Genomic DNA, 16,114 nt, shown 5'->3' on the forward strand with positions numbered 1-16,114 from the left:
TTACCACCAATCCCAAGCATAATGACTCCTTTAAATGTAAAATGATGATTGAAGGCAGTCTATCTAATTTATGTTAGCTTTTACTAAAAATGTTAGATAAATGCTATAAAAATTGTAGATTGTATGGAATGTGTTACGAAAATAAACAATTTATTCTCTTAATATTATATAAACTCAAATAATCAACTAATGCTCCAAAAATAGATGCAACTTATTATATTCTCCACGCTCTAAAAACCTAACCTTCCCGCTTGGCAAATTATTTAAATGCACAAACCCATACGCAATGCGCTTTAAATCCAACACTTCTAAACCAAAATGCGCAAAAAAGCGTCTAAGCTCTCTATTTTTCCCCTCTTTAAGAATCACTTTAATCTTAGAATATTTTGGAGCATTCTTAATGCAAGTGTAACCCACAAATGGCGCAAACTCCATTGCTTTAATCTTACTTTTACTATGCCCCCCAGCAGTTGCATTTTCCAATGCGATTCCATTCTCCATCGCATCAAAAACACTCTCTTTAATAAAACCTGATAGCTTTAGCAAATACACGCGCTCTAGCTCACTCTCCATTAAAGATTGCACAACTTTAACACTATCGCTAAGCAGCAAAAGCCCTTCACTTGCAAAATCTAATCTTCCAATAGGCTTAAAATGCGCAAATCGCTTCGGCAAGGAATCATAAATCACTCTACGCCCCCTATCATCACACTTGCTAACAATTTCTCCCTTTGGCTTATTATACACAATCACAGAGTATTGCTCCTGCTTCCTTAAAAGCTTGCCATTTAAATAAACTTTTGTATTTTTATCCACTTGATAGGAAAAATCACTCACAACTTCCCTATTAATCGTAACCTTGCCTTCTTGAATGAGCCTATCTGCTTCACGCCTTGAAAATTTTGAATGGTGTGCTATGTATTGATTGAGTCGCATTTTAGTTCTTATTTTTTAAATTGAAATTTGTGCGCTTTTAAAAGCATTTTTAATGCGTCCTTATGCTTTCCTTGTAAAATCAATGAAAACCCCCTATTATCTTGCTCCAAGCTACCTCCACAAGAAAATTTTTTCTTTGCCTCTTTTAAAATCACTTGCATTGTTTGCTTGGTTTCAAAAAAGATTCCACAATGCGTAACATCCTTACCGCTTGCCTTTTGTTCATTTATTCCTAAAAAATAACTCTCACGCTCTTTGAGCTCACCCCCTTTAGCGCAAACACAAGCACTCTCTAACTCTCCGCACTTCTTACACACACAATCAAAATCATCGCTAAACTTAGCCCCCATATTCAAATCTAATCGCACCACTGCAACTCACTTAATGCGCTTTTTATCTCACTATGCACTTTAAATCCACTCACCAATTCTAATTCTTGTGTTTGTGTCCTAAAAAGGATTCTAAGTTCGCGCTTCCCGCTATGTATCATTGCAAATTCCCTCAATCTTTGCAAACTTTGACTCTGTGTATTTGCATCAAGCAGCACCAACAAAGGCGCATTAATATCAGCTTTTTCAAGCGCAAAATCCACATTTTCTTTTTTTGCCTCTTCTAAAGTTAGAATCTTTTCAGCTTTGAGTTTTTTAGTTTCATTTTGCTCTTGCACTTGGCATTTAATCGCCACTGGAATCTCTTTGTCTAAGGATTCTATCTTCATCAACATTTGCTCAAAAATCGTCAATTCCACGCTTCCATATAAATCCTGAATTTTTAACATTCCATAGCGTTTGCCATTTTTAGAAAACTTCACAACAACATCCTCAATCTGCCCAAGGATTAAGATTCTGCTATTCTCTGCTAAATCTTTGATTTGATGGCTAGCAGTGTAGTTTATCCCATTAAACTCCTCTTTATACGCATCAAGCGGATGTCCTGAAGCATAAAATCCTAAGCTTTCCTTTTCAAATTCTAAAATCTCTTTTTGACTAAATTCTCCAAGATTTTTCAAATCCAATCGCACACGCATTAGCTCCTCATCATCACCAAAAAGAGAACCTATGGCTTCTTTTTGTGCATTTTGTGCAAGCTTTGCTGCTTCTGTTAAATCCTCCACTTGCTCCAATAAAGATTTGCGCGTATAACCCATTCCATCTAACGCTCCGCTTTTAATAAAAGCTTCAAGTGCTTTTTTATTAACCTTAGCAGGATCAATGCGCTTTAAGAAATCCTCTAAATTCTTAAACTCACCCTTTTGCCTGCGCTCTTCTAAGATAATATTAATCGCAACTTCCCCAGCCCCCTTAATCGCTCCAAGCCCAAAGAGTATGCAAGCCTCACCCTCCACCTCAGCAACGCTAAATTCAAGCTCGGATTTTTGAAAATTTGGAGGAAGAACTTTGATTTTCATTTGATTTGCTTCTTCAATGTATTCTACAATTTTATCCGTATCGTTTTTCTCAGAAGTTAAAAGGGCTGCCATAAACTCTTTTGGGTAATAAGTCTTTAAATATGCTGTTTCAAAGGTAATCATCGCATAAGCTGCGGAGTGGGATTTATTAAATCCATAGCCTGCAAATTTTACAATTAGTTCCCAAAGCTCTTCTGCCTTCTCCCTATCAAAGCCCTGCTTAGCTGCACCATCTGCAAATTTACTTTTATTATCCGCCATAATTTGCGCATCCTTTTTTCCCATTGCACGACGGATTAAGTCTGCCCCACCTAAAGAAAATCCACCAATTTTTTGCACAATTTGCATCACCTGTTCTTGATACACAATCGTCCCATAAGTAGGACGCAAAATGGGTTCTAACTCCGGAAACATATACACAATAGGTTCTTTGCCGTGCTTTCTGTTAATAAAATCATCTACCATTCCTGATTCTAATGGACCAGGACGCCCTAGTGCAATGGTTGCAATAATGTCTTCAAAAGTGCTTGGACGCATTCTTTTATTAATCCCTTGAAACATACTAGATTCTATTTGAAACACTCCTAGCGTGTTCCCACTCTGTAAGGTTTCATACACTTTTTGATCATTCACATCAATGCTTAAAAAATCAATCGCTACACCATAACGATTTTTAACAAGTTTTAGAGTTTCATCAATAAGCGTCAAAGTCTTTAATCCCAAAAAATCAAACTTGATTAAATCCACATCTTCAAGATATTTCATAGAATATTGCGTCGCAATGATTCCATCGCGCTGTGAGCGATAAAGCGGGGCTTTGTGCCATAACTCTTGCGTGGAATCTATAACCACCGCTGCTGCGTGCGTTCCTGGATTTCTCTTTGTGCCTTCCAAAATCAAGGCAAACTCCCACACCTTCTTTGCAAGAGGATCTCTTGTAAGGAGCTCTGCAATTTTAGGCTCTTTATTATAAGCAGCCTCCAAAGTAATTTCTAGCTCCTTTGGAATTAGTTTTGCAAAGTTATCTGCATCATTATAAGGCATTCCCATAACACGCGCAACATCTCTAATTACCGCCTTTGCCTTCATCATACCAAAGGTAACCACTTGCGCAACATTATGCCTGCCATATTTTTCTGTAACATAGTCTAAAATCTCTCCGCGCCGATTTTGACAAAAATCCATATCAATATCAGGCATACTCACGCGCTCAGGATTTAAAAACCGCTCAAAAAGCAAATCGTATTTTAAAGGATCAATATTTGTGATTTCTAAACAAAATGCCACCAAACTCCCAGCAGCACTTCCCCTACCCGGACCTACTGGGATTCCACGCTCTTTTGCCGCACGCACAAAATCCCATACAATTAGCATATAACCAGAAAATTTCATAGAATTAATGATTTCTATTTCTTTTTCTAAACGCTCTTTATATTTTGTATGCTCTTCTTTTGGAATCCTTATAAGACGCTTCTCTAAACCTTCTCTGCATTTATAAGCAAAATACTCGCTATCTTGCGTGAAATCCTTTCCTTCAGCCTTAGCATATTCTTGCGTGAATTTAAAACTAGGAGGCGTTGGATCCCCTAAATGCAACTCTAAATTACATTTATCTGCAATCTCTTGCGTGTTTGCTAATGCTTCAGGCAAATCTGCATAAAGCTCTGCCATTTGCTCTGGAGTTTTGACATAAAATTCTTGCACAGTGTGGCGCATACGATTAGGATCATTAAAGTCTTTGCCAAAGCCGATACAAAATGCCACTTCCTGCGCTGTGGAATCGCTTTGCCTTGTGTAATGCGTGTCGTTTGTGGCAATGATTTTAATCCCCGTTTCTTGTGAGAGCCTTAAGAGTTGATGATCAATAAATTGTTGCTCCTCAATGCCGTGGCGCATAAGCTCTAAATAAAAATCCTCACCAAAGATTTCTTTATACTCTAATGCAACTTCCTTTGCCCTATCATAACCCTTGCGCCCCTTGTTATCATCTTTTTTTACATTCAAATGCCATTGCACTTCGCCATTTAAACACGCACTGCTACAAATTAGCCCTGCACTGCGCTCTCTTAACATTTTTTTACTAATGCGTGGCTTCATATGGAATCCATACAAACACGCTTGAGAGCTTAGATACATTAGGTTTTTATAACCTTCTAAATTCTTTGCGTATAGGCATAAATGGAAGCGTTGATTGCTTTTATCACCAATTTCTTCTGCATTGTGCAAATAAGCCTCCATTCCTAAAATAGGCTTAATCCCCTCAGCTTTCATCGCCTTATAAAACTCAATTGCGCCAAACATATTGCCGTGGTCTGTCATTGCCACACTATCCATTCCACATTCTTTGATTTTTTTAGCAAGCACTTTAATTTTATTCAAGCCATCTAATAAAGAATATTCCGTATGCAAATGCAAATGCGTAAATTTTGGAGCTTGACTCATTTTCAAACCTTTTAAAAAATTTGTGCGATTCTAACCTAAACTAACTAATAGAGATATAAGACTCGCTTTAAGGGCGCAGTGTTTTTAGCTCTTGTGTAATTTTTTCTAATTTTTGGCGTTGCTCAACTAACGCATTTTGATTTGTTTCAAGCACAACTTTAGGCGCATTTGCTACAAATTTTTCATTCTTTAGCATTGCTTCTAACTTAATAATTTCTTTTTGTGTTTTTTGCGCTTGTTTTTCTAAACGCTCAATAATAGGTGTTAAATCAATATCAGCAATGGGTAAATACGATTCTAACTTTTCTGTAATATCCACAATGCAATTTGGAATCTTTTCTTGCACAATCTCTAGCGATTCCACCTTTGCAAGCTTACAAACATAGCTAGTGAATAGCACTTGCATAGATTGTGGAATATCCACATTCACATACGCCTTAGCAATCTTTTGATTTGCTAAATCAATGGTAGCCTTAGCGCGTCTAATAGAAACAATGGAATCTAAAATCTTGCTAAAAGTCGCAAAGTTCTCCGCATTTGTGTAGCTTAGACTTGGAAAGGGGCGCACCATAATAGAGCCACTTTGCTCTAACTCTGAGCCATCTAGCCTATGCCACAAATAATCGCTAACAAAAGGCATATAAGGGTGCAATAAAAGTAGAGATTCCTTAAACACAGCACCAAGCTCAAGGATGGAATCCTTATCCGCCTTGCTTAGCTCAATCCCCCAATCACAAAACTCATTCCACAAAAAGCGATACAGCACGCTTGCACCATCATTAAAACGATAGGATTCCAAATGCTCACGCACTTCCTTGATATTTTGACTCAAAAGCTCGGTAAAATATTGTCCAAGCGGAGTTTTTGGAATGCCAAGCTCGCTTAAATTTGGAAATCTCTCCGCATTTAAAAGTAAGAAATTTGTCGCATTATAAAGCTTGTTTGTGAAGTTTTTTGACACTTCCATTTGTTGCGATGAGAGCTTCACATCACGCCCCTGCGCACAAAGAATCGCTAAAGTAAAGCGCAACACATCAGCACTATATTCTTCAATTTTTTCTAAAGGATCTACCACATTGCCTTTAGATTTACTCATTTTATTCCCAAATTCATCGCGCACAAGAGCGTGTAAATAAATATCAGGATAAGGAAGCGTCTTTAAGAAATGCTCCCCCATCATTAGCATTCTAGCCACCCAAAAAAACAAAATATCAAACCCTGTAATTAAAAGAGAATTAGGATAAAACTCCTGCATATCATTAAGATTCCATAATTCCCCCTTACCAAACTCACCATTTGCACACCCAAGTGTTGAAAAGGGCCACAACGCCGAGCTAAACCAAGTATCTAGCACATCAGGATCTTGCGTAATATTCAAGCTCTCACAATGCTTGCACGATTTTGGAGTCTCCACACTTGCAAATTGCCCCCCACAATCCCCACAATAAAACACAGGAATTTGATGCCCCCACCAAAGTTGCCTTGAAATACACCAATCACGCAATTCACGCATCCAAGCATTATAATTATTCTTCCATTGTTGCGGAAAGAAACGGCTTGCATCTGCATTTATCTTTTCAATCGCTCCAACTGCCACTTCCTTTTTCAAAAACCATTGCTTTGAAAGGTAGGGCTCTATCACATTCCCACAGCGATAGCAATGCCCCACTTGATTCTTATAATCTTCAATTTTTTCCACAAATCCAAGCGATTCTAACTTTTCTACAATGCGACTTCTTGCTTCTAATCGCTCTAATCCTACAAATTCCCCCGCATTTTCATTTAAGATTCCATCTTTATCAAAAATCACAATCTGCTCTAAATTATGCCGCCTCCCCACTTCATAGTCATTCACATCGTGTGCAGGCGTTACCTTAACCGCCCCTGTTCCAAACTCCCTATCCACATAAGAATCCGCAATAATAGGAATCTTTCGCCCAAGCAATGGTAGCACAACGCTTTTTCCAATTAAATGCCTAAAACGCTCATCTTGTGGATTTACCATTACCGCACTATCGCCAAAGTAAGTTTCAGGACGCGTGGTAGCCACCACAACATAATCCTTGCTATCTTCTAAGAAATAACGCAAATAATACAACTTGCCCTGATTCTCTCTATACTCCACTTCAATATCCGATAATGCGCCATCGTGCGTGCACCAATTAACTAGATACTCCCCTTGAATAATCAAGCCTTCATCATAAAGTTTGACAAAAACTTCCCTAACAGCATTTTGTAAGCCTTCATCCATCGTAAAGCGCGTCCTACTCCAAGCAGGCGAGCTTCCAAGTTTGCGCATTTGATTTAAAATCATCCCCCCGCTTTTTTCTTTCCACTCCCACACCTTTTTAATAAACCCCTCACGCCCTAAATCTTCTTTTTGGATTCCATCTTTTAAGAGTTGCTTTTCTACCACATTTTGCGTGGCAATCCCAGCGTGATCTAAGCCCGGCTGCCACAGCGTTTTATAGCCATCCATCCTTTTAAATCGCGTGATAATATCAATAAGCGTATGATTTAATGCGTGTCCAATGTGCAAACTCCCTGTAACATTTGGTGGTGGAAGCATAATACAAAAATTTTTGCCACTCTTTTGGATTGCTTTATTGCCATCAATCTCAAAATACCCCGCCTTCTCCCAAAACTCATAATACCGACTCTCCACTTCTTTAGGATTATAAGAAGTTGCCTTTTGTGAAGATTGTGTTTGTTGCATAAAAAGCCTTTTTATCTTAGCAATTAAAAACTGGAATGCTTTTTGCTAAGTTGCTAGATGAATTTTTAATCTCAAAATTCTACCAAAGATTCTTTAAAATCTATTTTCAACAGGAAGTTCATAAAAATAGGCTTTGGAATAAAAACTTTATGGTAGAATTAAACTGACAAACAAGGAGTGCATTATGAAAGGCGAAAGGTTTCAAGTTAAATCCCCCATTTTAGGTTTTGATAATATCAGCGAAGTAAGCTTTGCAGAAGTAGATGATGGTGCATTAGCATTTCTCTCTATGGATAATAATGCGGAATTGCTTTTAATTAACCCCTATAAAGTGCGTGAATACTCTTTTGAAGTGCCAACAGCAATCCAAATACTATTGGATATGAAATCTAGCTCTAATGTGAAAGTCTTTTGCGTGTTTGTGCGCGAAAATGAAGCAGAAGTGCGCATTAATTTCTTAGCCCCCATTATTTTAAATTTTGATAATAACACGCTTGCCCAAGTTGTGCTAAACACAAAAGATTATCCAAACTTTGGTGTTGCAGAATCCATTAAGAACTACATCAAAGCGTAATTAATTGCCCTTATCCCATCTAAATTCCCAGCAAAAAGAAGCTTGCCAAGCCCCAAGCGGATACAATCTAGTCATCGCATCTGCTGGCACAGGTAAGACTTCTACTATTGTTGGGAGAATCTCTTTTTTGCTTCAAAATGGAATCCTTCCTAGCGAAATTCTACTTTTAACCTTTACCAACAAAGCCGCTGCTGAAATGCTATCCCGCCTTAGCACAAAATTTGATGCAAAAATTGTTAAAAATATTGAAGCAGGCACTTTTCACGCCGTTGCTTATCGGCATTTAAAGGCTAAGGATTCTGTCATCTTAAAGCAACCAAAAGAACTAAAAGTGCTTTTTAAAAGCCTATATGATAAACGCATTTTTTTAAATGCGCAAGAAAATACTCCTTATAGCGCAAACTATCTGTATGATTTGTTTTCCCTTTATTTTAATGCGACAATTTCTGAGAGCTTTGCAGAATGGTTAAAGCATAAAAACTCTCAACAACTAGAATATGCAGAGATTTATTTAGATGTTTGGGAGGAATTTAAAGCCCTAAAGCAAGAATATCACTATGTAGATTACAACGACTTATTGCTAAACTACAAAGCAAGCTTGCTACAAAATATGGAATCGCATTTATATAAAGAAGTCTTGGTAGATGAATACCAAGACACAAATCCTTTGCAAGATTCCATTCTCCAAGCATTAAACCCACCATCACTCTTTTGTGTAGGCGATTATGACCAAAGCATTTATGCTTTTAACGGAGCGGATATTAGCATTATTGCTAGCTTTAAAGAGCGTTATCCTAATGGAAAAATTTATAGCTTAACGAAAAATTATCGCTCCACAGCATCAATCTTAAACCTTGCAAATCGCGTCATTGAAAAAAATCCGCGCATTTATCCTAAAAAACTTGAAGTCGTAAAGACGCAAAACTTTGGAAACCCTGAACTGCTTGTGTATGAGGAGCTATTTTTACAATACGCAGGAATTGCCAATAAAATCAAGCTATCAAACCGCTCTTACCAAGAAATTGCTATCATTTTTAGAAACAATTCTAGTGCTGATGGCATTGAAGCTAGCTTGCGTGAAATTGGGATTCCAACACGCCGCAAAGGGGGAGTTAGCTTTTTTGACTCTAAAGAAGTGGTGTATATGCTAAATCTATGCACCTTGCTTTTTAATCCAAAGGATATGATGGCTTTTATCCACACTCTAAGCCACACAAAAGGAATCGGAAACGCCTTAGCAAAAGACATTTACGAAGCCTTATTGCTTTTAGGGAAGGGAAATTTAAGGCAAGGAATCTTACATCCAGATGCTACCATTAAAGAGCCTTTCAAAAAAGGAATCCAAAACACACAACTAGGACTTTTTGATGATTTTTTAGAATTCAATAACACAGCGCGATTCCACACACTACCCTTAGAGGAAGGTTTTAAAAACAATGCTATTTTAAGCCATCCTAAGCTAACTAAAGAGGGGGCAGAATTTTTAAACGCCCTGTATTGTTTTTTTAAGTTTTTTAACACTTACGATAAGCCCTACACATTAATCGCTAAGATGCAGATGCTACCGATTTTTCAAATCGTCGCACAAAAGTTTGCAAAAGAGAGAGCCATCACAAAAGAAGGTGTGATTTTAGAAGAAAAACGCCAAGAAGCCCTAGAGAAAATTCATCGTAAAATCTCTCTTTTAAAAAACTTAGCAGAGCATTATGAGGACATAGGACGCTTTTTAAATGCAATGATTCTAGGTTCTAATGAAATGAGTGAGGGGGAAGGAGTGCATCTCCTTAGCATTCACGCTAGCAAGGGATTAGAGTTTTCTGAAGTGTATATCGTAGATTTAATGGAAGGGAGATTTCCTAACAAAAAGCTAATGCAACAAGGCGGAAGCTTAGAAGAAGAGCGCAGATTGTTTTATGTCGCCATAACACGCGCCAAAGAGAATCTTTATCTTAGCTATGCCAAAAAAGATGCACTAAAAAATATGAATTACGAAGGCTCAACCTTTCTTTATGAAGCCGGACTTTTAAAAAGCTCTTTAACTTAATTTAGATTCCATTTACTCAATAAATCTCTAATAATTCAAAATCTTTTATAATTGTCTTCTTTGGTGTATAAGGCTTTGCAAACTCATTGCCAACCTGATAAATGGGTAAAAACTTAAAATCACTTGAAACAAAATCTTCCCCATAAACATAAAAATGTTCTTGCTTTTCTTGCTCTTTTCTTTCCTTGTGCTCCTTAGGCACTTTTGGAAGCTCTAATGCCACACGCTGCATATCTTTTCCCTTAAAATATGATTCCAATTCTTTAATGCGCCAAGCAACTTCTTGATAATACTTCTCTGCTTGCGTATTTGCGCTTGTGCTTTTTTTCCAACTATAACCTTTATTATAGGACTTGATGATATTCTTCCAATTTCCCTTATGCTCCTTTTGCCAAAACTTCAGCTCCAAAATCGCAATTTTTGCGGCAAACTCATCGTCCTCTACAAGCATTGCACCCACCATATTTTGCGTAAAACCATTTTGCTTTAATTGCGGATAGCGGTTAATCACTCCGGGTATATAAGCGTGAAAATTCCCTGCACTTGGATCTTGAAAATTCATTTTATACTCACCTGCACAAGACTCTTTCCAAGCAATTGCTGCAAGTGTTAGCCCAAACCCTTCACTCTCTCCTGCAAGATAAGAGCGCAAAAGCACTTCTTTTTGGGATTTTGAAAACTGCGCTAAAGGGACACAAGCATTTTTAAAATCGACTTTTGGAGCAGCAAATGCAACACCAAAAAGCATCAAACTTAAAATAATCCTTTGCATAACAACTCCTTATGCAAGTGTCATAGCAATTTTTATTCCAAATCCTACTTGCTTAAAACCTTTAGAAATCTATACATAAAGGTTTTTTAGCATAGTTTCATAAGCTTTTTTAGTCCCGGGTCGCACATCCGTCATAAGACTTACAATAATAATCACCAAAGAAGCCGCAACAAAACCCGGCACAATTTCATAGAGTGGAAAATTAAAAGCTACTGCTAAGAAATTTTTCCAAATTACCACCACAACAGCCCCTGTAATCATCCCTGCAATAGCACCCCAGCGCGTCATTCTACTCCAAAAAAGAGAGAACAGCATTACTGCTCCAAAACTTGCTCCAAAACCTGCCCACGCATAAGCGACTATGCTTAAAACACTTGAATTTTTATCCGTAGAAATAACAAAGGCAACTAAAGCCACAAGCAAAACACCGATTCTACCTAGCCTCATTACATTTTGTGCGCTAGCATCTTGTTTGAAAATACGGCGATAAAAATCCTCTGCCAAAGTAGAGCTTGACACAAGAAGTTGCGAACTAGCCGTGCTCATAATGGCAGCTAAAATAGCACTAAGTAAAACCCCCGCTATCCAAGAATTAAAGAGAAGCTGACTCATTACGATAAAAATTTTTTCAGGATCCTGCAAACTTAAGTTAAATTTATACACATAAGCCACACCTAAAATCCCTATAAAACACGCTCCAATAAGAGAAATTACCATCCAAGAAATCCCTACAAAAGTAGCAATTGGTATCTCTTTTGTAGAACGAATGGACATAAAGCGCACCAAAATATGTGGCTGTCCAAAATACCCAAGCCCCCAAGCAAGAGCTGAAATCATAGCAAGCGTTGAAACTCCTTCTCCCATAGACAAATGTTGCGGCTTAATTTGTGTGATGATTTGCATAGCCTCATCATAGCCACCAAGATTAGATAGCATTACCAAGGGCACAACTATCAAAGCACCCATCATCAAAAGCCCCTGAACCATATCTGTCCAACACACTGCCTTATATCCACCCAAAAAGGTATAAACTACGATAATAAGTGTGCCAATACTAAGGGCATAACCATAATCAATTCCAAAAGTGCTTTCAAAAAGCTTCGCCCCTCCTACAAGTCCAGCAGAAACATAGAAAGTAAAAAATACTAAAATCACCACCGCACACACAATGCGTAAAATGTGCTTATCATCATCAAAGCGCGTTTCAAAATAATCAGGTATAGTAATGCTATTTGCAATCACGCTTGTATAGATTCTAAGCCTTTTTGCCACAAAACTCCAATTCAAAAATGCCCCCACGCTAAGTCCTATGGCAATATAACTCTCCACAAGCCCACTTGCATATAAAGCTCCGGGTAAGCCTAGCAAAAGCCACCCACTCATATCGCTAGCCCCAGCACTTAGAGCTGAAACCACAGGACCAAGTGAACGACCGCCCAAAAAGTAATCCTCTGCACTTTTATTACTCTTAAAAAAATAAAAACCAATAAAAAGCATTAAAGCAGAATAAGCAATAAAAGTGATAGCAATTGGCACATTAATTGTAATAGATTCCATATTTTTCCTTTTTAATGATTTAAAGCACGAGAACCCAAATTTCCATAGCGATGATAGGATATACTTAGTGCTTTTTCATTATGATAATACAACAACTCAAAGCGTCCATTTAATAAAGGCTTATCGCGGATAATGATTTTTGCTTCTTTTGCGCAAGCTTGATATAAAGAATCAGTCTTATCTGCTTGAGCGTGATAACGGATCCTCTCAAATTTAGTGCTTTGAGCAATAAATTGTTCTTTGCTTTCCTTCACAAACTTCGCTTGCAAGCTAGCTTTCTTACAAATCTCACTAGCTAGCTTGATGATTTCTTGCTCGTCGTGGCTGATATAAAGTTCTATGTCTAAAGTGTTTGCAGCTAAAACTACTCCCAAAACATCTTGCAAATTATCATTCTCGCACACCCTAAAGGCTATGTTTTTAATCTTTGTGTAGGAGAAAAGATTATCCTCACCACGGATATTGACATAGTCTTTTGCTACACCAAACTCGTGCTTGTAGTGATAGGCGTAAGACTGCGCCATTACAATAGCATTATACATAGCCTTTTTAGCACTCTCATCAATGCGTAAATCAAGCTTCTGCAAAGCTTTTGAGAAGCTATTTTCTAGCACATTTGTATCCACCTTTGCACTTATATTTGTAAATTGCGTGATATAGTTGTAAATCCCCACTTTTCTACCAAAGCCTATAGCAGATTTTTTCACCCCACCAAAAGGCTGTCTTAACACGATAGCACCTGTTGTAGGCTTGTTGATATAAATATTGCCTGCTTCAATATGTGTGTGAAAATACTCCCATTCGCGCTCATCTAAGCTCTCAAATCCAGCCGTAAGCCCATATCCTGTGGAATTAACAAGGGCAATCGCCTCTTGCAAATCCTTTGCTCTCATCACGCTTAATATTGGCGCAAACAGCTCATTCATATGCGTAAAAGCACCCTTTTTAACACCATATTTGATACCCGGCGTCATTAAATGGGGATTATCATCAATAAATGTAGGTTTCAATGCCCACTCTTCACCAGATTCTAGCACATTCATAGCTTTTAAAAGCTTCTCGCTTGGCTTATCACACAATGCCCCCAACTTATTTTTAAACACAAAAGGATTGCCCACAGCTAAAGAGCTTGCTGCATCTACAAGGGTTTTTTTAAACTCTTCATCATCATACACCTCATCCTCTAGCACAAGCAAAGAAGTCGCCGAGCATTTCTGCCCAGAATTTGAAAAGGCAGAGTGGATAATGTTTTTCACTGCACTATCTCTATCAGCAAATTTAGAAACTATGGTAGCATTTTTACCCCCTGTTTCTGCGCTTAAAAGCAGAGTTGGGTTTGCTTTTAGCATAGCATATGCTGTGTCTTCACCGCCTGTTAAAATAGAAAAATTTATCGCCGCATCACTTAAAATGTGTGTGGATATATCGCTACCCTTAGCAGGCAGGAAAATCAGAGCATCCTTTGGAATCCCAGCATCCCAGAAGCATTGACAAAGCATAAAGCCTGTGAGTGTTGAGAGTGATGATGGCTTATAGAGCACAACATTACCCGCTGCTAATGGGGCTGCTATCGTGCCTACTGAAATACCCACAGGAAAATTCCACGGCGCAATGGTAACACCTATACCCTTTGGCGTGAAAGTTGTCTGTGGGTTCTGTTCTCTAAGCTTTTGTAAAGAATGCGGATAAAACTCCACAAAATCAATAGCCTCGCTTACTTCAGGATCAATCTCTAAAAAAGTCTTGCCTGTCTCTAATGCCGCAAGCCCTATCAAATCACCCCTACGCTCACGCATAAGTTGCGCTACTTTTGCTAAAATCGCATAAATTTCTTCAAAGCTTTTTTGGGGATATGTAGAAGCCTTAGCCACTTCTAAAGCATTTTTTAACTCCTTTTCACCAGCTAGATGCGCCTTTCCTATGGTGCGATTTGTGATTTTGTCTTTGACTTCTAGGGTGTTTAAGCACGCCTTTTTACAATCTAGCTCTCCAATAACAGGATAAACAGCATAAGCACTCAAATTCTCATACTTAGCCCTAATAGTTTCAGCCCATAGGCGATTTTGCGCTAGGATAAAATCTGTATCGCTTTCATTGTGGAATGTTTTTGTCTCAAATGAGCTTGGCACTTTAGAGATTTGATTTCTGTTTTGCGTTCTGCGTGTGGTATTATCAAGGCTTTTTATACCATCAAGTGCGTTTAAAAAGATAGCTTTTTGCTCCTCCCAAGCCTTTGAATCAACTTGTAAATTGAAAAAATAGCGCATAAAGTTATCTTCACTTGTATTTTCATCAAGACGGCGCACGAGATAAGCGATAGCATTGTTGAAATGCGATTCATCACACACAGGGGCATAGAGAATTACATCGTGCATTTTAGAAAGCTCATAAGAACACTGCAAACTCATACCCTCTAGCATTTCAAAGGTAAAGCTAGCCTGCGCTCCTGCCTCATTAATGCGCGTATAAGCATAGGCAATTTCAAAGATATTATGGCTTGCTATGCCGATATTTATGTATTTAAAATTTTCATTTTCTAGCACCAAATCAAGCATTTTATTGTAATTGCTATCAGTATCCATCTTTTTGCTAAAGGTCGGCAGCTCCCAGCCTCTTTGACTTGCTATAGTTTCTTCGCTCTCCATATTTGCGCCTTTAACGAAGCGAATTTTAATAGGCTGCATACCCTTTAAAACCCTTTCTTTTGAAAAGGCAAGTAACTTTTCAAGGTATCCATAAGAATCAGGAATATAAGCTTGCAAGACAATCCCTGCTCTAATGTCAAACTTCGCTACACTCTCCATAAAGGCAGCTACTGTGAGCTCTAAATCCCTAAACTCTTCCATATCTAAATTGATAAATTTGCTCACACCTTGCTTTTTCTCTTCTTCTAATGCAATAGCATAGAGTTTATCAAGTCTTTTTACCACTTCATCTTTAGAATAGTCAAAATCTATGATGTTAATTTGTGAAAAAATAGTCGTGATTTTGATAGAAATATAAGTGATATAGCTTGATTGTAGAGCCTCTTCATATTTTTGCATACGATATTTGCTCTCCATCTCGCCTAGCACCTCTTCGCCGATGAGATTGACATTAAGCGTGATATTTTGCTCCTGCTTGCGTCTAGCGATGTGTGGAGCTAGAAAACTCTCACTAGAATCTAAAACCATAGCCTTTGTGTCATTGCGCAAATGTGAGATGAAAAATGGCACACTAAGCTTGGGAGCGAGTTTGCCAATATGCAAAAAAGTAAAAAGCAAACATTTCTCAAATGCAGAGAAAAAATCCGCTATACCATATTTACCTAGCGTGTGTTCTATCAGCTCAAAACTCGCATTTGCATCTTTGCAACGAAAAGAGCGATCAAGTAATTCTATGAGCATAACTTTATTTGTAGGATTGTTTAGGAGTTTTTGCATTTTAGCGTGAAATTGCCTTTCAGTGGTAGATAAATTTTTAGCAATTGCACACTGCAATTCTTCAGCTAAAATCAATGCCTTGTGTACCATTTTGTAATAATCCTTTCATTTTTTCAAAATAATACAAAAAAATGCTTTATCTTTACATTATTTTAAGGCAATACTTACTCATGGCATTTTAATTTGTATAATTTAGTAACAATTTAAAATAAAAAAAACAATGCTTTATTAGAAATCACTTTT

General features: G+C 37.8%; 9 protein-coding genes. 2 read left to right on the plus strand and 7 right to left on the minus strand.

The genetic code is table 11. From position 1 onward, the window contains the following. Positions 1-186 precede the first annotated feature (186 nt). From MRZ19_RS00740 to MRZ19_RS00755, 4 genes are all read right to left on the minus strand, one after another. A complete protein-coding gene (locus MRZ19_RS00740) occupies positions 187-936 on the minus strand; it encodes a pseudouridine synthase (RefSeq protein ID WP_291029350.1) in 750 nt (249 codons plus the stop codon). 8 nt (positions 937-944) lie between these two features. Further along, entirely contained in the window at positions 945-1,307 is a 363-nt protein-coding gene (locus MRZ19_RS00745; RefSeq protein WP_291029352.1) for a translation initiation factor, read from the minus strand. Further along, positions 1,295-4,786, minus strand: a complete 3,492-nt coding sequence (dnaE, locus tag MRZ19_RS00750) for a DNA polymerase III subunit alpha (protein WP_291029354.1) — start codon at positions 4,784-4,786, stop codon at positions 1,295-1,297. The genes MRZ19_RS00745 and dnaE overlap by 13 nt, the downstream gene beginning before the upstream one ends. A gap of 67 nt (positions 4,787-4,853) precedes the next feature. Then, entirely contained in the window at positions 4,854-7,502 is a 2,649-nt protein-coding gene (locus tag MRZ19_RS00755; protein WP_291029356.1) for a valine--tRNA ligase, read from the minus strand. A gap of 184 nt (positions 7,503-7,686) precedes the next feature. Between MRZ19_RS00755 and fliW the strand changes: the two genes are divergently transcribed. After that, entirely contained in the window at positions 7,687-8,076 is a 390-nt protein-coding gene (gene fliW, locus MRZ19_RS00760; RefSeq protein WP_291029358.1) for a flagellar assembly protein FliW, read from the plus strand. Between the two features lie 4 nt (positions 8,077-8,080). Next, positions 8,081-10,120 carry an ATP-dependent helicase gene (locus MRZ19_RS00765; RefSeq protein WP_291029360.1) on the plus strand — a complete coding sequence of 680 codons (2,040 nt, stop codon included), beginning with the start codon at positions 8,081-8,083 and terminating at the stop codon, positions 10,118-10,120. A 16-nt stretch (positions 10,121-10,136) separates the two neighbouring features. Here MRZ19_RS00765 and MRZ19_RS00770 read toward each other — a convergent pair whose 3' ends face one another. The 3 genes from MRZ19_RS00770 to MRZ19_RS00780 all read right to left on the minus strand — a co-directional run bounded on the left by MRZ19_RS00770 (position 10,137) and on the right by MRZ19_RS00780 (position 15,961). Continuing rightward, the gene (locus MRZ19_RS00770) at positions 10,137-10,892 is read right to left on the minus strand and encodes a hypothetical protein (protein ID WP_291029362.1); all 756 of its coding nucleotides are present in this window, start codon (positions 10,890-10,892) and stop codon (positions 10,137-10,139) included. A gap of 69 nt (positions 10,893-10,961) precedes the next feature. Then, entirely contained in the window at positions 10,962-12,449 is a 1,488-nt protein-coding gene (putP, locus tag MRZ19_RS00775; protein ID WP_291029364.1) for a sodium/proline symporter PutP, read from the minus strand. Positions 12,450-12,460: 11 nt separating this feature from the next. Then, complete coding sequence (locus MRZ19_RS00780) at positions 12,461-15,961, minus strand: proline dehydrogenase family protein (protein ID WP_291029366.1); 3,501 nt, start codon at positions 15,959-15,961, stop codon at positions 12,461-12,463. Positions 15,962-16,114 lie beyond the last annotated feature (153 nt).

The organism is Helicobacter sp. (assembly GCF_022770205.1).
Classification (GTDB): Bacteria; Campylobacterota; Campylobacteria; order Campylobacterales; family Helicobacteraceae; genus Helicobacter_D.